Source organism: Enterobacter sp. RHBSTW-00175 (genome assembly GCF_013927005.1).
In the GTDB taxonomy this organism is placed as follows: Bacteria; Pseudomonadota; Gammaproteobacteria; order Enterobacterales; family Enterobacteriaceae; genus Enterobacter.
Genome location: NZ_CP055930.1, coordinates 1,803,827 through 1,824,075 on the forward strand (window position 1 = coordinate 1,803,827; position 20,249 = coordinate 1,824,075).

Sequence of the window (20,249 nt, forward strand, 5' to 3'; positions counted from 1 at the left end):
AGATAAAGAAGAAAACGAATAACAATCATAATCAGGTCGTTCATAATATTACTTCACTGTAAAGGTGTAATTACCGGTAATAGGGTGCGTATCTGAAGAAACCGCGCGCCAGTCAACACGATAAGTGCCAGCGGGTAAAGGCTCTCGCGGAATAATGACCATCGATTTAGGGTCAGCGCCTGGCGCCACTTTTGCCGCGACCGGCATCGGAGAATGTGATGACATGCCTTTCATACCCGTCATCGTTAATTTTGCACCTGAGAATTTCACGGTCAGATTTTCCGAGAAATTAAGCTGAATCTTTTCCGGGGCCGCTACGGCTGAATCAGCCTGTGGCACAGAGCTTTTTAATTCCGGATGGGCCATAGCAGAGAAAGCAACGCCCATAACGAGGCCACCTGTAAGAATGGCTTTATTTAAAATCGACATTTTATTTACCTGTTTAGTTGAGTGTTTTATATCAGTGCGTTAAAACCAGATTCTGGCTCCCGCCAGGAATACTACCTGATGGTCTTTCTCACCTTCTCTTTTCGCCATATCGGATGTTTTCCCGTAAAGTTGATTCCAGGAAACGCCTATATAGGGTGCAAACTCACGGCGTATTTCATAGCGCAGCCGGAGCCCCAGCTCTGTGTCAGTCAGTCCCCTGCCGCGACCCCGCGATTCATCATCCTGACTGTAGAAATTCACCTCATAGGATGGCTGGAGTATGAGCCGGTTAGTCAGTAAAACGTCGTATTCTCCTCCCAGACGAAGGGCTGCTTTTCCGCCATTACTGACAAAACCCGTAATTTCAGACTCAAAATTATAGAGTGCCAGCCCCTGAAAACCGACAGCAGCCCAGGTCCGGGCAGAAGCAGGTCTGAAATCCTGCCTGACACCCGCAACCAAATCCCACCATGGGCCAACCGCATGTCCCCAGAGTAACTGCGCTTCAGCCGCCTCCGTTTCCCCATTGCTTCGTTCACCTTCACTCTTTAGCCAAATCCGATCTGTGTCGCCTCCAATCCAGCTGTTAACACTCCAGCTGAAATTGTTGGTGTTATCCGACCGTTGCCATTCCAGTTGATCCAGCAGAACCAGATAATTAATCGCACTGTCGTGAATCGCATGCCCCTGTAAATTGCCGAATGCAGCCTTCCGGTCGGCATCGGTAACAGGCGGAATTGGCGTTCTGCTCTCAGTTACAATGGGCTCCATTGACGTCATCTCAGTGAAATTCTCATCTGCTGGCATCTGCATGGCAGACATGTCGTGCCCGGCGTGGGGATCTGCAGAGACGGAGCCCGCCGCAATAGAAAGCGGTGAGGTAAACAAACCGGCGACCAGAACAGGTATGGCCTTCAAATTTCTCTTCATTCGCATCATTCCTCCACCCGGACTTCACGAAACATTCCCATTTCCATGTGATAGAGCAAATGGCAGTGATACGCCCAGCGGCCAAGCGCATCTGCTGTCACTCTGTAACTGCGTTTTGTACCAGGGGGAACATCTATTGTGTGTTTACGAACCATGAAATTACCGTTTTCATCTTCCAGATCGCTCCACATACCATGCAGGTGAATGGGGTGAGTCATCATGGTATCGTTGATCAGCGTGATCCTGAGCCGCTCACCGTATTTCAGCAGCACCGGTGCGGCATCTGAAAACTTGATTCCGTTAAATGACCAGGCAAACTTTTCCATGTGGCCGGTTAAATGCAGTTCTATGGTACGGCCAGGTTCACGTCCGTCAGGATCCTCAAAGCGGCTTTTCAAATCCGCGTACGTGAGAACCTTTCTTCCGTTATTTCGAAGACCAATACCCGGATCATTTAATTTCGGAGAGACGCTCATCGCCTGCATATCAACCAGTGGGTTATCCGTTTCTGACGCAGGATGACTTTGCATACCCGGCATTCCGGCCATCCGGGAATGATCCATACCGGCCATGCTGCTGTGATCCATGGGCGCGGAGGATGTCCCGCTATCCGGAAGGTCAGCACCGTCCATAGACATCATCTCTCCGCTGTTATCCATGCCTCCCATCTGGCTGTGGTCCATTCCTGCCATATCATGTCCCATTCCCCCCATACCCATATCTTCCATGGTCAACAGAGGACGGGGATCGAGGGGGGGAACGGCAGCACTTAACCCCTCTCTCGTGGCCAGTGTCCCTCGAGCGTAACCGGTCCTGTCCATGGATTGTGCGAAGATGGTATAGGCCTCACCCTGAGGCTCCACAATGACATCATAGGTTTCGGCAACGGCAATCCTGAATTCGTCAACGGTAACCGGGTTTACATACTGGCCATCTGCAGCCACGACCGTCATTTTCAGCCCGGGGATACGGATATCGAAATAGGTCATTGCCGAGCCGTTGATAAACCGTAAGCGTATCTTTTCACCGGGACGGAACAGTCCGGTCCAGTTTTTCAGCGGGGCCTGCCCGTTCATGAGATAGGTGTAGGTGTAGCCACTGACATCCGCGAGGTCAGTCGGATTCATTTTCATTTCAGCCCACATTTTCCGATCGGCAATGGTGGCTGACAGCCCCCTGGTATTCACGTCGCGGAAAAAAGAGCCAACGGTTGGTTTATTGAAATTGTAGTAATCCGACTGTTTTTTTAATTTTTTCAGCAGGCTGTGAGGATTTTCATCGGTCCAGTCAGACAACATGACCACATGCTCACGATCGTAAGCAAACGGTTCTGGCTCCCTGGCATCGATGATAATGGCACCGTATACCCCCTCCTGTTCCTGCAGACCGGAATGGCTGTGGTACCAGTAAGTCCCGTTCTGCTTAACCTTAAAGGTGTAAACGTAGGTATCATCAGGCTCTATGCCCATAAAACTCAGCCCCGGAACACCATCCATATTGGCCGGAAGAATAATGCCGTGCCAGTGAATGGACGTCTGTTCATTAAGACGGTTTTTGACCTTCAGGGTAATGGTGTCACCTTCTTTCCAGCGAAGAACGGGCCCCGGCAGGCCTCCATTGATTGTTTTGGCCTGACGCTCACTGCCCGTGATATTGACGGCCGTTTCACCAATGGTCAGGTCAAACTGAGTACCCTGCAGGGATGCGGCAACTGGCAGGCTCAGACTGGAACGCGCATTGAAACTCCATACGCCAAGACTTCCGGCTACGCCAGAGAGGGTTAACCCCTTCAGGAAAGTTCGTCGAGACGTTTTCAACAGCATGCGCATTCCCTTATTTAAAGTATGGTTACTGACAGAATTCGAGAACCGATTTAAATTAAATTACTGGTTCATCCACTTACAATGAAATGAATCTAGCACACCTTAAGAAACAAATTCATTACAATCGTGTAATGTACATAGCTGTATTACATTTACGTCATCTTCCCCACAGGTTGATTATTTTTATATATGATCATAAGGACATCTTTTATGTACCTCAGAAGGTAATTACACATGAATATATTAATCACGACCACTGCGTTTACAGCTTTATTTTGTGGGGCAGCTTTTGCTCAGTCCAGTGATATTGCCCATGAAGCACATCGATTTGTTAATAATGCCTCAGCCGTCAGTCATGTGAATTCCTCGACGCATGAAAACTTACCGGACAGGGTTAATAAAAACAACACGCCCTCATTCTCTGAAATGAATGAACATGAAAGGGCCATTGTTGCTCATTCATTTATGAACAACAGCGCGTCCTATGCGCATCAGAAAATGATTGAGGAACATAAAAAAATGCTGTCCGGCAGTGATGCAAATTCAAAGACCTCGTCTTCTTCTTTTAACGAACTGAATGCCGGAGAAAAAGCCGCTCTCGTGCATGAGCAGGTCAATAATGCCGGTGCGGAAGCACATCAGACGCAGGCAAGAAAGCTTCGCGGGCTGTATTCGACCAGGTAACTGCAGGCGGGTTAGTGCTTAGCGTCAGGTGCGCAGCAGGGCTTTACTGACGGGTTACGTAGCAGGACATGAGCCCCATATTGCTCTGCCGTAACCTGTTTCAGTCCCGTTAATCATCACCGTCGGGCTGGTCATACAGTTCCCAGAGCTTCAGGAGCAAACGGGAAACAAGATATGTTACAAAAATGACGACCATCAACGGTGCTCCCGATTAACTGACAGATGACACGCCTCCTGAAAACCCCTAGCATACGCCGCAGTGTTCATGCTAACGGCGAATTCCAGTAAATGTATTCTACCGATGTCGTAAAAGAAAATGCCTACCTTTCAGCCACCCGCTCGGGGCTGGAATCGAACGAGATCGCTACTCTTCAGCGCTCCTTGCCTTCCCGGTTTAATCTGCGGCATTTGAAAAAAAATGAATCATTAAAACTCGTACTGCAAAAGAAAGCGGGAAAATCACGTGTCGTGGCCTATAAATTTACGTCCGGTTCATTTAATTACACGGCGTATCGTATATCAGATAAAAAGTTCTATAACCTTTCCGATACTTCCGGGAAAGGCAGTCTCGATTATCCGTTACCGGCCACAGCAAGACTCAGTTCGCCTTTCAATCCTGCAAGGCTTAACCCGGTATCGGGAAAAGTGAGTCCCCATAATGGCATTGATTATTCCATGCCCATGAACACGAAAATAGTCAGCGTCATCGACGGAAAAATCACCCGGGCCGAATACAACAGTACCATGGGATATTTTGTTGAAGTAACGGGAAAAGCCGGTGTTAAAACTCGCTATCTCCACCTCAATAAAATACTCGTTACTAAAGGGGCCAGGGTTACACGGGGAGGTGCTATTGCGTTATCCGGTAACAGCGGACGTTCATCCGGTCCTCATCTGCATTACGAGCTGGTCATCAATAACAACCCTGTTAACTCTCTGGCGTTCCGGGCAGCGGCACCCGCTGATAACAAACTCGAACAGCATGCCTTTGCGCATGCCAGAGACTACGAACGATACCTGGACTGATAACGGGACCGCGACGCGGCCCCGTCTGCCGGATTAATTTTTTTTATCGTTTTCACTTCCGTGATGTTGATGATCTCCATGCCCTCCGTGGCCGTGGAAAAGATGCATTAGCGGGCAGACCAGCAATAACAGATATGGCCAGTAACCTGCCACATGTGACCAGTGTTCGCGCAGGAGGGCAAATGCCGCGATCGCGGCGACAGCAATAAGCGCATAGGTGGTACTTTTCATACTGGACTCCTTCTGTTCGTAACTGACCCTTCACTCAGTGTTATTTCCCGAGCCTGACACTTTTCAGACGCAACGCATTCACAATGACGCTGACGGAGGAAAGAGCCATGGCCGCCGCCGCAATAACTGGCGACAGCAGTATTCCATACACAGGATAAAGCAGACCTGCAGCCACAGGCACGCCAAGTGCGTTGTAGATAAATGCAAAAAACAGATTCTGACGGATATTTTTCATGGTGATCTCTGACAGATGACGGGCCCTGTTCAGTATCATCAAGTCGCCTTTGAGAAGGGTGACTCCGGCACTTTCAATTGCCACATCTGTACCCGTTCCCATGGCTATACCCACGTCAGCCGCTGCCAGCGCCGGGGCATCATTCACACCGTCTCCGGCCATCGCAACCACATGGCCAGACTCTTTCAGTCGGGTTATCACTGCTTTTTTGCCATCCGGCAGAATTCCGGCTTCAACCTCATCTATTCCCAGTTTCCGTGCGACTGCTTCAGCAGTAAGCTGGTTATCCCCGGTGAGCATAACAATGCGGATCCCCGCCTGACGCAAAGCTTTAAGCGCATCCGGCGTGGTTGTTTTCACGGGATCCGAGATAGCTATCAGGCCTGCAAGGTCCCCGTCTGTGGCCACATAGATAACGGTAGCGCCTTCCATCCGCAACGTATCCGCAACGGCCTTTTGATTATCAATAACGATACTGTTTTCCTGCATAGCCAGTTCATTACCAATAACAACCCGTTGACCTTCGACATCGCCTGAGACACCTTTACCCGACGGTGCATCGAAATGAGTGACTGCGGGTATTGCGATCCCCTTTTCCTGTGCTGCTTTAACTACTGCCATACCCAGCGGATGCTGCGAGCCTTTTTCCACTGCGGCTGTTACACGCAAAAGAGATATTTCCCCACCCGGATTGAGACTGATAATCCCTGTCACCGTAGGCGAACCTTCCGTGAGCGTGCCTGTTTTGTCGACAACCAGCGTGTCCACTTTTTCAAGACGCTCAAGGGCTTCGGCATTCCTGATTAACACCCCGGCCTGGGCTCCTTTGCCCACCCCCACCATTATCGACATCGGCGTGGCCAGCCCCAGCGCGCAGGGACAGGCAATAATCAGGACCGACACAGCCGCAATGAGACCGTGCGCCATCCTGGGCTCGGGCCCCCAGACAGACCAGATCACGAAAGCAACAACCGCGATAAGTATCACCAGAGGAACAAACCAGCCTGAAACGCTGTCAGCCATTCTCTGGATGGGGGCACGCGAACGCTGTGCATCAGCGACCATCTGAACAATTCGTGAGAGCATTGTTTCATCACCGACTTTCTCTGCACGGATGATGAGACTCCCTGTCTGATTAATGGTCCCCCCGATGACAGGGTCACCCTCCGTTTTGGTAACCGGCATAGATTCCCCGGTCACCATCGATTCATCAACGGTTGTTTTGCCTTCGATCACAATACCGTCGACCGGAATACTCTCTCCTGGTCTGATGCGGAGCTTATCGCCAGGCAGAACATCTTCCGCATTAATATCCGTTTCATGACCGTCATGATCCAGCCGCCTGGCGGTTTTGGGGGCAAGATTCAGTAGTGCAGTAATGGCACCTGAGGTTTGTTCCCGTGCCCGCAGCTCAAGAACCTGTCCCAGCAGAACAAGCACCGTAATAACTGCTGCGGCTTCAAAATAAACGGCCACCAGGCCATCCATGTTTCTGAACGATGCAGGAAACCAGGAGGGGAAGACGGTTGCAATGACGCTGTACACCCAGGCTACGCCGGTGCCCATTGCAACAAGGGTAAACATATTCAGGGAGCGGTTACGTAACGACATTCCGGCCCGGGCGAAGAATGGCCAGCCACACCACAACACGACAGGAGAGGCCAGAAGCAGCTGCAGCCATGTGTTGTACTGTGGCGGTACTGTATTCCTCAAGGCGGGAAACAGATGAGATCCCATTTCGAGTACCAGAACCGGAAACGCCAGCAACAACCCCAGCCAGAAGCGTCTTGTCATGTCGCGAAGTTCATCACTTGGCCCCGTGGATGCCGTAGCTACGAGCGGCTCCAGTGCCATTCCACAGACAGGACAGCTTCCGGGACCACTGCGGCGTATCTCCGGGTGCATCGGACATGTCCACACACCTTCAGAATTCTCTTTCTCCGCCTGGTGGTGAGGCTGTTTTATCTGATCAGGGCTGACTTCGTGATGATCGTGGTGATGGTGATGGGAATGTTCACTGGCATCTTCGGTAAGATAACGATCGGGATGGGCTTTAAATTTACTCTCACAGCTGGCGGAGCAGAAATAAAGTTGATGGTCCTGGTATCGAATGCTGCTGTGCGCCCTGTCGGGCAGGATGTCCATCCCGCACACGGGATCTCTCACCTTATGCAATACGTGGCCCTCGTCCGGGGATAATGTCTGCTCAGAAGCAGTCTGGTTGTTGTGTTGCACTGCATTGTCATTTTTCACAGTAACTCTCCTTATGCATACCGAAGCATCTTCTGTCTTCAGGGTATGTCATGGATGCGATTACCACGAATGCCGCCGGCATAAGAGTGCCTGCTGCCGGCGTCCCGTTATCAGCCGTTCCGCTGACTATTCGATTCGCTGGAAGACTTTTTTACTTCCATCCGGTGAGAATGCGATAACATCGTAAGCCTCTTTTCGGGCTCCCATCTCCATTCCAGGACTTCCTGCTGGCATACCGGGGGTGGCGAGACCGTATATACCTGAACCAGACTGCATTGCCTTATGTATCGTTGTCGCAGGCACATGGCCTTCAATGATCAAATTACCGGCAACCGCGGTATGACAACTTCGCAGTCCTGCAGGAATAGCATGCTTTTCTTTCAGGGCTGACAGCGCCTGATCATTCATGACGTGAGTTCGTACTTCAAACCCGTCTTTTTCCATCGCCTTGCCCCACAGGGAACAACAGCCACAGTTTTCAGATTTGTACATATCAATCACTTTTTCACTCGCCATCGCGGGCAGTGAAAGGCCGAGAGCCAGCGCCATCAGAACCACTTTTTTCATACTCACCTCTGTATATTATCGATTTAAACCCTGACGTCAGGGTGAATCAGTAAAGAAGGACACCCACAGGGGGTGCCCTTTCAGGTTCAGGACACGCTTTTTTTATGTCTGCGCAGCCAGATTAATTTGTAGGCGGCAGGAATAATGAACAGGGACAGCAGCGGAGCCGTGATCATCCCACCAATCATGGGTGCCGCGATACGGCTCATGACTTCTGAACCTGCACCGGTTCCCCAGAGTATTGGCAGCAGACCCGCAATGATCACCGCCACGGTCATGGCTTTCGGCCGGACACGCAGTACGGCACCATGATAGAGGGCTTCATCAAGGCCTTCCGGTGTGAACGTCTCTTTACGGGACAATTCCGGGTGCGCTTCAATGGCATGACGCAGATACATCAGCATGACCACGCCAAACTCTGCTGCCACCCCGGCCAGAGCGATAAACCCCGTTCCGGTTGCGACAGACATATGGAAGCCCTGCCAGTACAGGAACCATATCCCGCCAACCAGGGCGAACGGCAGGCTCATCAGGATCAGCAGGGCTTCATCAACCCGGCGGAATGCCAGATACAACAGGATGAAGATGATCATCACCGTCATCGGCACCATCAGCTTCAGTTTCTTGTTGGCATGCTCAAGCAGTTCAAACTGTCCGGAGAATGACACGCTGGTACCCGGTCTCAGTTTCACTTTCTGACTGATCGCCGTTTTAATGTCATTAACCACCGACACCATATCCCTGCCGCGCGCGTCAATGTAAATCCAGCTGGCTGGACGGGCATTTTCCGTTTTCAGCATAGTCGGCCCGGAAACGACCTTAATATCCGCAACATCGCCCAGCGTGATCTGCTGCTTCATCGGGGTCAGGATCGGCATCTGTTTCAGGGCCTGCGGGCTGTTCCGGTAATCCTGCGGATAGCGGATATTAATCGGGTACCGGGCCACGCCTTCAACCGTCTCACCCACCATAGCCCCACCGATGGCTGATGAGATGAACAGCTGCACATCGCCCACCGTCATTCCGTAGCGGGAGGCTTTTTCCCGGTTGATATCCACATCAATGTAGCGCCCGCCTTCCAGTCGCTCTGCGAGAGCAGACACTACGCCGGGTACGGTTTTGGCGACCGCTTCGATACTCTGCGCCGTTGCATCGATATCGGACAGAACCGTTCCGGACACCTTGATACCTATCGGGCTTTTGATCCCGGTTGAGAGCATATCAATACGGTTACGGATTGGCGGCACCCAGAGGTTTGCCAGCCCCGGTAAACGGACGGTCCTGTCGAGTTCTTCAATAATCTTGTCAATCGTCATGCCTGGACGCCACTGATCCTCAGGTTTGAGCTGGATCGTGGTTTCAACCATTTCGAGCGGTGCGGAATCCGTGGCGGTCTCTGCTTTACCGGTCTTGCCAAATACAGAGGCCACTTCAGGAACGCTTTTGATTAACTTGTCCGTCGTCTGCAGGAGCGCTGCAGCTTCAGCCGGAGAGACACCCGGCAGGGTCGACGGCATATACAACAGGTCGCCCTCGTTAATCTTCGGCAGAAACTCACCGCCCACCTGGCTCAGCGGCCAGATAACGGTGAAAATGGACAAGGCCGCAACCAGCAGGGTTGTTTTTGGCCAGTGGAGAACCCGCAACAGCAATGGATGATACGCTTTGATCAGTACCCGGTTCAGGGGGTTACTGGTCTCTGCAGGAATTTTCCCCCGGATCCAGAATCCCATCAGAATCGGAATGACGATGATGGCCAGCGCGGCCGCGCCCGCCATGGAGTACGTTTTCGTGAATGCCAGCGGGCCAAACAGACGTCCTTCCTGACCTTCCAGGGTAAAGATAGGAATAAAGGACAGGGTGATGATCAGCAGGCTGATAAACAGTGCGGGTCCCACTTCAACGGAGGCATCGGTAATCACCTTCCAGCGGGTGGCGTTGTCAATCTGCTCACCAGGATGCTGATGATCCCACTCCTCAAGCCGCTTATGCGCATTCTCAATCATCACAATGGCGGCATCCACCATCGCACCGACGGCAATCGCTATCCCTCCCAGCGACATGATATTGGCGTTCAGTCCCTGGAAGTGCATGACGATAAAGGCGATACACAGACCAAGCGGCAGAGAGATAATCGCCACCAGGGCAGAACGTACGTGCCACAGGAACAGGGCACAGACGATGGCCACCACGATAAACTCTTCCAGAAGTTTGGAACTGAGGTTATCAATCGCCCGGTCGATGAGCTGGCTGCGATCGTAGGTGGTCACGATTTCAACGCCTTCCGGCAGGCTGGCCTTCAGCGTCTCAAGTTTATCCCTCACTGCCGTGATAACGTCGCGTGCATTTTTACCCGACCGCAGGATCACCACGCCGCCAGCGACTTCGCCCTGGCCGTTCAGCTCGGCAATACCACGCCGCATTTCAGGCCCGGTCTGCACGCGGGCAACATCCCGCAGATAAACCGGCACGCCGTTCTCGCCTGTTTTCAGGACGATGTTATTAAAATCATCAATGCTCTGAAGATAACCGCTGGCACGGACCATATACTCAGCTTCGGCCATTTCAACGGATGAGCCACCGGCCTCCTGGTTAGACGATTCAAGGGCCTGTTTCACTTCGGGCAGGCTGATACCATACTGAGACAGTTTTACCGGATTGACCTGAATCTGGTACTGTTTCACCACGCCGCCAACCGAAGCGACCTCAGCCACGTTCGGGATGGTTTTCAGCTCAAATTTCAGGAACCAGTCCTGCAGAGAACGCAGTTCTGAAAGGTCGTGTTTTCCGCTGCGATCGACAAGGGCATATTCAAATATCCAGCCCACCCCCGTGGCGTCCGGACCGATTTCAGAACTCACACCGGCGGGCAGTTTTCCCTGTACCTGGTTCAGGTACTCCAGCACGCGGGAACGGGCCCAGTACAGATCGGTGCCGTCTTCAAAAATGACATACACATACGAATCACCGAACTGTGAAAAACCACGCACGGTTTTTGCGCCAGGCACGGACAGCATGGTGGTGGTAAGTGGATAGGTGACCTGGTTTTCTACAATCTGCGGGGCCTGGCCGGGATAGCTGGTTTTGATAATGACCTGCACATCTGACAGGTCAGGCAAGGCATCGACAGGCGTGTTAATAATCGTCCATGTGCCCCAGATGCTGAGAAACAGGGCCCCCATCATGACCAGGAAACGGTTGGCGACAGAGCGCCGGATAATCCATTCAATCATCGTCGTCTCCTCAGTGCCCTGAATGCATATTTACAGGCTGGTCAGACATTGCTGGCATACTGCTTTCTGTTTTTTCAGGGTGGCGCATACGTTCCAGTGCGCCCGTAATATTGGCTTCAGAGTCAATGAGGAACAGGCCACTGACCACCACGGTATCGCCTTCATTCAGGCCGGAGCCGATGCCGGACTGTTGCTGTGACTCATGCAGAACGTGGATCTGTTTCGGCACAAACTTGCCTTCATCATCAACAGTAATCACGCGCTGTTCTTTGCCGGTATCGATAACGGCCTGGCTTGGTATCAGCAGCATCTCCTGGCTCCTGGTATTCAGTTTCAGATAGGCATTCATGCCCGGCTTGAGAAACTCATCCTTATTAGAAACCTGGAGACGGACCTGAAGCGTACGGGTTGTCTGATCCACGCTGGGAAGAATATTCCATTTTTCGACATGGAATGTTTTATCCGGATAAGCCGGTACCGAAATTTCAAACTGCGACGTATCTTTCAGCAGATAGGCGATAGATTCTGGCACTGCAGCGCTGATCCAGACCGGGTCCATTCCCTGAATCTGAGCCACCACCTTATCTTTCGAAATATTCATGCCGGTGCGCAGGTCAAATGCAGTAATGACACCATCAATAGGTGCTTTAATGGTAAAACGGGTCTGAATGCTCCGGGTAGAACGCAGTCTCTGAATATCCTCTTCCGGCATACCTGCCAGGCGAAGCCGTTCCAGAACGCCTTTAATTTGCGTGGAAGTACCACCGGTGCTGGATAACAGAAGGAATTCACTCTGTGCTTCCACCCAGTCCGGAATGGTAATATCGATAAGTGGCGTCCCCTTCTTCACATGATCGCCAATCGTCATGGGGTAGACTTTTTCGACAAACCCGTCAGAACGCGCCTGCACAATAACAAACTGATACTCGTTATAGCTGACATTAGCCGGGATTGTCTGAGAATAATTCAGCATTCCTCGCGTGACTTTTTGCGTTTTTAATCCCAGATTCTGAACCTGGGTTGGGTCGATACGGATCCCGCCACTGCTTTTATCGCCACTGTCATCAGCATATTTTGGCACCAGGTCCATATCCATAAAGGGCGATTTTCCGGGTTTATCAAATTTGGTATCCGGTTTCATTGGGTCATACCAGAAAAGCACCTTTCGTTCCGGTGCCTTTTGTTCTGTTTTTTCTGTCTTTTGTGCTGAGTTTACATACTGCCAGGCAGTAACCGATATCAGCCCCCCTGCTATGAGGCTGCTGATAATTATTGCAGCATATTTTATCTTTAAAGAAGCCATACAATTTTCCGCTAAAAAATCAAAACACCTGGCATATGCGCCTGACGGTTAACTCACACATATACCTATGTGAATGTACAGGCGCACAGGATGTAATCGCTCCGGACAGCCAATCAGGACTGCGTCACGTTAATGCTTTTGAGTAAGGAGATATTGCCCTGCTGAATAAACGAGAAATCGACATGGTTGCCTGTTTTCAGGGCATTAATAGCATCGTCTGCATTAACAAAAGTAAAGCGCATGGTCATTGCAGGCCAGCCCACCGCTGGAATTGCTTCATGCGAAATGGTGATTTTCTTAGTATTCATATCAATGTCTTTAACGACACCGGGCCCTTGATAACTTGCTGTACCGAAGCATCACTGGCAGTATTCATATCGCCATGCTGATGTGTTTCAGCATGAAGACCGGCAGAAAACATGACAGAGAAGGCACCAAATAAAACGGCTTTAAGTGAATTACGCATTTTAATTTCCTGATTAATTAAATAAATTTACTCTACCCAACCGCCACCCAGCGCGGTAAACAGATTAATTTCGTTAACCTGCCGGGAATAGGTAAGATCGAGAATGGTTTGCTGGGTAGCGAAGAGGGAACGTTCTGCATCCAGCACTTCGATGTAACTGACAGCACCACTTGCATACAATCCTCTGGCACGCTGGAGAGTTATCTGAAGTGAATCAAGATAACGCTGCTGTGACTCAAGTTGCTGGCTAAGGCTGTCGCGCAGCGCAAGCGTGTCGGAAACATCCTTAAAGGCTGACTGAATTTTTTGTTCGTAATTAACCACCGACTGTTGCTGGCGAATTTCAGCCAGCTTCAGATTGGCTTTATTCCTGCCAGCATTAAATATAGGAATTTCAATTTTAGGGATAAAATTCCACATTCCACTTCCTGACGTAAACAGGCTGGACAGCTCCGTACTGCTTGCGGAAAGACCACTGGTCAGGGTAATTGAGGGGAAAAAGGCCGCTCGCGCTGCGCCAATATTGGCATCAGCCGCTTTCAGCTGATATTCCGCTTCCATAATATCCGGTCGCTGCAGCAAAATTTGTGAAGACAGATTTGGTGGCAATTTTACTGGGGCTATCTCCCCGCCTTTCATCCCTTTTTCTGACGGAAGTGCGCGGTACGTTCCCAGCACCAGTTGCAGGGCATTGTTTGCCTGAGCCAGATCGCCTTCTCGTTTGGCTATTTCGGCGCGGGTACTTTCGATTTGTCCTCGCGCCTGTTCAAGTGCCAGAACGTTCGTACTCCCGGTCACGAGCTGCTGCTCAACGAAAGCATAGGACTGTTGATAATTTTTCAGCGTTTCCCGCGCAATACGAAGTTGTTCGTACGCCAGTTGCTGGCTGAAATAGCTTTGTGAAACGTTGGATACCAGCAGGATGTGTACGGCCCGACGGGCTTCTTCGCTGGCAAAGTAGTTCTGGCGATCAGCATCACTCATGTTCTTAAGTTTGCCGAAAAAATCGAGCTCATAACTGAACTCCAGACCTGCGTCGTACTCCTGTGTGGTCGGCTTGTCACCTTTCAGACCACCGCTGTATGTGATCCCGGATGAGGCATTCAGCTGGGGATAACGATCTGCATCCGTGACGTTGAACTGGGCCCGGGCCTCTTCAACCTTCAGTGCAGCCATTCTCAAATCACGGTTATTAGTCAGGGCTTCAGTAATCAGCCGGGTGACCTGGGGATCGACAAAAAAGTTACGCCAGCCCGTATCCTGATAGCCATTCACCGCTGGCGTCAGGCTGTTACGGGACAGTGAAAACTGCTGGGGTACCGGTGCTGCCGGACGCTGATATTCAGGCGCCAGAGAGACACAACCAGCCAGAATGAAGATTGTGCTGATGCTGAGTAGTTTTAATTTGAACATATTGCTTCTCGTCCAGGCAGACCTGGTAAATGGTTCAAATGAAGTCCAGAGTATTGATAGGGGTACTTTACCTAACGCTCTCTGTTTGCCGAGTGACAGGATAATGACAATGTTGTCATTTTTGCTGTAATCCGTTGATAACGATCGTGGGCGCAATAGAATGACATTAGCAGCCAGCCGGGGAGCAAGATGAAAATATTGATCGTCGAAGACGAAATTAAAACAGGTGAATATCTCAGCAAAGGGCTTACAGAGGCAGGGTTCGTAGTGGATCACGCTGATAATGGTCTTACCGGATATCATCTCGCCATGACAGCCGAGTATGATTTAGTCATTCTGGATATCATGCTACCTGATGTGAACGGCTGGGATATCATCCGCATGCTGCGCACTGCCGGAAAGGGTATGCCGGTCTTACTGCTGACAGCCCTCGGCACGATCGAACATAGGGTCAAAGGACTGGAACTGGGTGCGGACGATTATCTGGTTAAACCCTTTGCGTTTGCCGAACTGCTCGCCCGGGTGAGAACCCTTCTGAGGCGGGGAAACACGATGATCACGGAAAGCCAGTTTAAGGTGGCTGACCTCTCGATTGATCTCGTATCCAGAAAAGTCAGTCGCGCCGGAAACCGCATTGTGCTCACCAGTAAAGAGTTCAGCCTGCTGGAATTCTTCATTCGCCATCAGGGAGAGGTTCTTCCCCGCTCCCTGATTGCCTCTCAGGTCTGGGACATGAATTTTGACAGCGACACTAATGCGATCGATGTCGCAGTAAAGCGACTCCGCGCTAAAATAGACAACGATTACGGGACAAAGCTGATCCAGACAGTCCGGGGCGTGGGCTACATGCTGGAGGTCCCGGATGCATAGCAAACCTTCCAGACGCCCTTTCTCACTCGCTCTGCGGCTGACCTTTTTTATCAGCCTGTCCACGATACTGGCTTTTATCGCCTTCACCTGGTTTATGCTGCATTCTGTTGAAAATCATTTTGCCGAGCAGGATGTCAGCGATCTTCAACAAATCAGCACCACACTGAACCGTATACTGCAGTCCCCGGTGGATCCGGATGATAAAAAAATAAGCAAAATAAAGGAATCAATTGCCAGCTACCGCAACGTTGCCCTTTTGCTCCTCAATCCCAGGGGTGAAGTGCTCTTTAGCTCAGCTCAGGGGGCGGCACTACGCCCGGCAGTGAATTCAGCAGATTTTAGCGAGCACAGCCGCGCACGGGATGTCTTTCTCTGGACGGTGGAGGATCCTGCGGGACCGATGGATACCGGGTCCGAAATGAAGATGGAAACATACAGGATTATCGCCTCCTCTGGTCAGGCGATATTTCAGGGCAAACAGCAGAACTATGTCATGCTGACTGGCCTATCCATTAATTTCCATCTCCATTACCTCGATGCGCTGAAAAAGAACCTGATTGCGATTGCCGTCGTGATAAGCCTGTTGATTGTTCTGATCATTCGAATCGCTGTCCGTCAGGGGCACCTGCCCCTTCGTAATGTCAGCAATGCCATTAAAAACATCACCTCCGAGAATCTTGATGCGCGACTGGAACCGACACGCGTTCCCATTGAGCTGGAGCAACTGGTTATCTCGTTCAATCATATGATTGGAAAGATTGAGGATGTCTTTACCCGCCAGGCCAATTTCTCTGCCGATATCGCGCATGAGATCAGAACGCCCATCACCAATCTGGTGACGCAGACTGAAATCGCACTGAGTCAGGATCGAACACAGAGGGAACTTGAGGATGTCCTCTATTCCAGTCTTGAAGAGTATAACCGGATGACCAAAATGGTCAGCGACATGCTGTTCCTGGCACAGGCAGATAATAATCAGCTGATACCTGACAGGGTCATGTTTGACCTCAGAGCGGAAGTCATGAAAGTCTTCGAGTTTTTCGAAGCCTGGGCCGAAGAACGCAATATCACGCTCAAATTTAACGGGATGCCCTGTCTGGTCGAGGGAGATCCACAAATGTTCAGAAGAGCGATCAATAATCTGTTATCCAATGCCCTGCGTTATACCCCTGAGGGACAGGCAATCACCGTCTCAATAAGAAAACAGGGGAGCTTTTTTGACCTTGTGATTGAAAATCCGGGGAAACCAATCCCTGAAGAGCATTTATCAAGGCTGTTTGACCGTTTTTATCGGGTGGATCCGTCCAGACAACGAAAAGGAGAAGGCAGCGGCATCGGTCTTGCGATTGTGAAGTCAATCGTGGAAGCACATCACGGAAGAGTGCATGTGGAATCGGATATACGCTCGACACGTTTTATTTTATCCGTACCCAGACTGGAGAAAATGATTCCGGATCCCCAACACTGAGAATAAAGATTTAAATGACAAAGATGTCATTAGCCTGTCATGCAGCAAACAGAAGCCATTTGATATAATTAGTGCAACTTATCAGGAAGGCTGGATTGCTTCATCAATACCCGGCGTCAGAGTACGCCAGGAATGAATATCCAGCCATCTCCCGGAGAAATAATAACTGCCGAACCTGTTTAAGTTATGAAACTGAAAACACCGGTTGTACTTCCCCGGACATCACTAATTCAGAAATGGAGAGTTATCATGAAAAATATCGTATTAGCATCTTTGCTGGGCTTTGGTTTAATTTCATCGGCCTGGGCCACTGAAACCGTGAATATCCATGATCGCGTCAACAATGCACAGGCTCCTGCTCACCAGATGCAGTCTGCTGCGGCTCCTGTCGGGATCCAGGGGACTGCTCCTCGTATGACCGGTATGGACCAGCATGAACAGGCCATTATTGCTCATGAAACCATGACGAACGGCTCGGCGGATGCGCACCAGAAAATGGTGGAAAGTCATCAGAAGATGATGGGAAATAACACGGTATCCACGACCGTCCCGTCAACGTCTTACGCGGCGATGAATGAGCATGAAAGAGCAGCGGTTGCCCATGAATTCATGAATAACGGGCAATCCGGCCCACATCAGGCCATGGCCGAAGCGCACCGCCGCATGATCAATGCAGGCTGAATGCGACGGTAGTATCCGTGCTGTTACCTTTTCCCTGATAGATTTTCCTGAAACAACGTTGCTACATTTTTGCCCCCCGTCAGGGGGCTTTTTTGTCTGACTCAGCTACACTTAACCGGTACCTGTCTGAAAGGAATTATTATATGAAAATCAAAAACACCCTTTTTGTAATATTAATGTTATCCCTGCCAGCCATTTCTGCTGAACATTCGGAAATGAAAATGTCAGATATGCACTCATCGGCATCATCACAGGAATATATGGCTGGCATGAAAAATATGCATGAAAAAATGATGGCCGCCGTTAATGAATCCAATCCCGATAAGGCCTTTGCAAAAGGTATGATCGCACACCATGAAGGGGCAATCGCAATGGCTGAGACCGAGCTCAAATACGGAAAAGATCCCGAAATGAGAAAGCTTGCGCAGGACATCATTAAAGCTCAGAAAGGTGAAATCGAGCAGATGAATAAATGGCTTGGCAGTCAAAAATAAAGATTGCAAAAAAGCCATAATAAGCGTAATTTTAATTCACTCCCGGGCACGGGAGCCTGTTAAACGTTAAATAATTAAAACCCGATTAATTTCGGGTTTTTTATATACTATACTCCGGTCCTTTGCTGTGGACCGGAATATATGCAGCTGCGATAATTTTTACACATTATCTCGTCATGGCAACAATATCGCTCAGGATCTCAACCAGCTCAATCCTTTCCTGCATTCCGTCATGATAGGTTGATCTTGAGATGATTCTTTCCGCTGTCATCCGGGGCCAGAATTTATCAAGCACATTATCGGGTTTCATTCCCACCGCCCGGCCAATTATTTTTTTAGCATCACAGGTGTCCGTAAACGTGACGGCTACACCGGTCATTTCTTCAATCAGATCCGGGCAGAGATAGTTCTCTATTTCACGTTTGCGCGTGGCGAAGAATACCTTACCGGCATCCTCCACTTCTTTTTTACGTTTCTGAATGGACAGAACCTGTGCAGGGTCTCCCCCAATATCGGAGTCCAGAAATACGCACCAGGGAAGCCCCAGATCGTTGGCCAGATTCAATGTCACCCAGTGTTTGACGCTGCCACACCCTCCTATGAGGACTGGCACTATTTTCACGTCCTCCAGAGAGGCTGGCAACATACCTGACTGTTTTAATGAACTGGCCGCATGCCTCAGGAAAGTGACATCCGACTTTCCCTCTACCAGAACTATCCCCTGCGCCCTTTCCATACCGGTCTCTGGCAGCACCCCCAGGCTTTCAGTGGCTTCCTTCAGCACAGCGTCATCCGGCATTTTTACTACGGGTTCACCCGCCTCATTTCGGGTGACATAACGTACGCCTTCGACAGGGATCAATCCGGCCAGCGCCGGGACATGGGTGGTGACGATAATCTGACGGTGCGGCTGGCCTGCCAGTGCCAGTAACGCTTTCATCAGCATCATCTGATAGTTCGGATGCTGTGACGTTTCAGGCTCCTCTATGGCATAAATCACATTTCTGGGCGTCCCCGCGACATGCTTCTCGGCCTCAGCCCGGAAAAAATTCAACAGGATAAGCCTCCTTATCCCGCTGCCGCGCTTATTGATGGGGATGCCATTTTCCCCGTCCAGGGTGAAACTGAAGGTCCACTTGGGTTTCTCCTTAAATCGTGGAGTCAGTTCACTGGCGAGTTCGGGGGCCATTTCACGTAATTTATCCAGCGTTCTCTGTGCGACATCCAGTACGCTGTCCTGGATCTCATTTTCCAGCGCTGTAATTTTGTCCTGCAGCGCAGCCTGAGCGTCTTTTACGGCCTGCTGTAAGGGGTTTTTAGCTTCTGAATCCCCGTCGCTGCTTTCCCTGTCGGCTTTGAAAATCGCATACGTGGGCAGCAAATCGAGGATCTTACCCCATAATGATTTTGTGTCGGTTCCAAACTCTTTATCGACATCCAGCAACATTTCAGAACAGGTATAGGGAGCGGCGGCTTCCCTGATGGCCTGACGCCATAACGATGCAGTGCGTTTATCCGCCACATTTTTTTCAGCTTCTTTTCCCACCGCCCTGAGCTCGGAAATTTTCATTGCCAGTAAGTTTCTCAGGGGCTCCTCTTCGGGATGGATGCAGCGGATGCAGGTCTGCTCCGGTTTTCCTGAAGTCGTTGCTTTAAACGTTTTGACGATTTCAAAATTGCCGTCTTCATTCAGCAGATGTTCTGAGGCGAGCGTGGTCTGCACCCTGTCGTCGATCATGATAAAATCGGGCAGGTCATCAAATTCACAGGCTATTTCAAAACGGCCGTCCCCTTCTCTTAGGCTGAAACAGTTCATGTCATTCTTGTCAGCCTTCATTCCTTCTGTTTCAAAAAAAATAGCCAGCGCTTCCAGAATCGTTGACTTCCCAAAGTCATTACGACCGACAATACCCGTCATGCTTTCATCAATAATGATTTCAGTAGAGTTTCTGTAGCCTCTGAAGTTTTTCAGTTTTAATTTTCTGAGCCGCATATGAAGTCCTGTGTGTAAGAAAGCGTTTTGCTGCAACCTGAATACAAAATATATTTTCAAATGCCTGCCAACATGCAGGGATAACCGTTATTCAGAATATCTTAACGACATTTCTGGATTATGATCTGGTCGCGCTTTCTGAACTTTACT

At 50.3% G+C, this 20,249-nt stretch carries 16 protein-coding genes and 1 pseudogene; 6 read left to right on the forward strand and 11 right to left on the reverse strand.

Translation table 11 applies throughout. The features are described 5' to 3' along the window. Window positions 1-48: 48 nt before the first annotated feature. Genes pcoC through pcoA form a run of 3 tightly spaced genes read right to left on the reverse strand, consistent with a single transcriptional unit; the run spans window position 49 to window position 3,182 of the window. Window positions 49-429: a copper resistance system metallochaperone PcoC gene (gene pcoC / locus HV107_RS08605; RefSeq protein ID WP_000025662.1), complete on the reverse strand. Its 381-nt coding sequence runs from the start codon at window positions 427-429 to the stop codon at window positions 49-51. A 39-nt stretch (window positions 430-468) separates the two neighbouring features. Then, entirely contained in the window at window positions 469-1,359 is an 891-nt protein-coding gene (gene pcoB, locus HV107_RS08610) for a copper resistance outer membrane transporter PcoB (RefSeq protein WP_074133539.1), read from the reverse strand. 5 nt (window positions 1,360-1,364) lie between these two features. Next, the gene (pcoA, locus tag HV107_RS08615) at window positions 1,365-3,182 is read right to left on the reverse strand and encodes a multicopper oxidase PcoA (RefSeq protein ID WP_000925242.1); all 1,818 of its coding nucleotides are present in this window, start codon (window positions 3,180-3,182) and stop codon (window positions 1,365-1,367) included. A 234-nt stretch (window positions 3,183-3,416) separates the two neighbouring features. On the opposite strand from pcoA, the gene HV107_RS08620 reads away from it, so the two are divergent. Together HV107_RS08620 and HV107_RS08625 are read left to right on the forward strand one after the other, a co-directional pair. Further along, entirely contained in the window at window positions 3,417-3,866 is a 450-nt protein-coding gene (locus HV107_RS08620) for a copper resistance protein (RefSeq protein ID WP_001023257.1), read from the forward strand. 288 nt (window positions 3,867-4,154) lie between these two features. After that, complete coding sequence (locus HV107_RS08625; RefSeq protein WP_000287501.1) at window positions 4,155-4,892, forward strand: peptidoglycan DD-metalloendopeptidase family protein; 738 nt, start codon at window positions 4,155-4,157, stop codon at window positions 4,890-4,892. 33 nt (window positions 4,893-4,925) lie between these two features. On the opposite strand, the gene HV107_RS08630 is transcribed toward HV107_RS08625, so the two are convergent. The 7 genes and pseudogenes from HV107_RS08630 to silC form a co-directional block, all read right to left on the reverse strand. Next, window positions 4,926-5,123 carry a DUF2933 domain-containing protein gene (locus HV107_RS08630; RefSeq protein ID WP_000843494.1) on the reverse strand — a complete coding sequence of 66 codons (198 nt, stop codon included), beginning with the start codon at window positions 5,121-5,123 and terminating at the stop codon, window positions 4,926-4,928. Between the two features lie 40 nt (window positions 5,124-5,163). After that, entirely contained in the window at window positions 5,164-7,611 is a 2,448-nt protein-coding gene (gene silP, locus HV107_RS08635; RefSeq protein ID WP_182062869.1) for an Ag(+)-translocating P-type ATPase SilP, read from the reverse strand. A gap of 126 nt (window positions 7,612-7,737) precedes the next feature. Next, window positions 7,738-8,178 carry a DUF411 domain-containing protein gene (locus HV107_RS08640; RefSeq protein WP_000758228.1) on the reverse strand — a complete coding sequence of 147 codons (441 nt, stop codon included), beginning with the start codon at window positions 8,176-8,178 and terminating at the stop codon, window positions 7,738-7,740. 86 nt (window positions 8,179-8,264) lie between these two features. Then, the gene (silA, locus tag HV107_RS08645) at window positions 8,265-11,411 is read right to left on the reverse strand and encodes a Cu(+)/Ag(+) efflux RND transporter permease subunit SilA (protein WP_032620969.1); all 3,147 of its coding nucleotides are present in this window, start codon (window positions 11,409-11,411) and stop codon (window positions 8,265-8,267) included. A gap of 10 nt (window positions 11,412-11,421) precedes the next feature. Then, a complete protein-coding gene (gene silB, locus HV107_RS08650; protein WP_000157620.1) occupies window positions 11,422-12,714 on the reverse strand; it encodes a Cu(+)/Ag(+) efflux RND transporter periplasmic adaptor subunit SilB in 1,293 nt (430 codons plus the stop codon). Window positions 12,715-12,827: 113 nt separating this feature from the next. Then, window positions 12,828-13,180, reverse strand: a pseudogene (gene cusF, locus HV107_RS08655) (cation efflux system protein CusF). A 27-nt stretch (window positions 13,181-13,207) separates the two neighbouring features. Continuing rightward, on the reverse strand, window positions 13,208-14,593 hold the full coding sequence (silC, locus tag HV107_RS08660; protein ID WP_000475511.1) for a Cu(+)/Ag(+) efflux RND transporter outer membrane channel SilC: 1,386 nt from the start codon (window positions 14,591-14,593) through the stop codon (window positions 13,208-13,210). Between the two features lie 189 nt (window positions 14,594-14,782). Between silC and silR the strand changes: the two genes are divergently transcribed. From silR to HV107_RS08680, 4 genes are all read left to right on the forward strand, one after another. After that, the gene (gene silR, locus HV107_RS08665; protein ID WP_000697969.1) at window positions 14,783-15,463 is read left to right on the forward strand and encodes a copper/silver response regulator transcription factor SilR; all 681 of its coding nucleotides are present in this window, start codon (window positions 14,783-14,785) and stop codon (window positions 15,461-15,463) included. Continuing rightward, window positions 15,456-16,931 carry a copper/silver sensor histidine kinase SilS gene (gene silS / locus HV107_RS08670; protein WP_000555738.1) on the forward strand — a complete coding sequence of 492 codons (1,476 nt, stop codon included), beginning with the start codon at window positions 15,456-15,458 and terminating at the stop codon, window positions 16,929-16,931. Before silR ends, silS begins: the two co-directional genes overlap by 8 nt. 249 nt (window positions 16,932-17,180) lie before the next feature. After that, the gene (gene silE, locus HV107_RS08675) at window positions 17,181-17,612 is read left to right on the forward strand and encodes a silver-binding protein SilE (protein WP_000790483.1); all 432 of its coding nucleotides are present in this window, start codon (window positions 17,181-17,183) and stop codon (window positions 17,610-17,612) included. A gap of 143 nt (window positions 17,613-17,755) precedes the next feature. Further along, the gene (locus HV107_RS08680) at window positions 17,756-18,106 is read left to right on the forward strand and encodes a DUF305 domain-containing protein (protein WP_000694954.1); all 351 of its coding nucleotides are present in this window, start codon (window positions 17,756-17,758) and stop codon (window positions 18,104-18,106) included. Window positions 18,107-18,272: 166 nt separating this feature from the next. Here HV107_RS08680 and HV107_RS08685 read toward each other — a convergent pair whose 3' ends face one another. Beyond that, the gene (locus HV107_RS08685; protein ID WP_004118028.1) at window positions 18,273-20,099 is read right to left on the reverse strand and encodes an AAA family ATPase; all 1,827 of its coding nucleotides are present in this window, start codon (window positions 20,097-20,099) and stop codon (window positions 18,273-18,275) included. Window positions 20,100-20,249 lie beyond the last annotated feature (150 nt).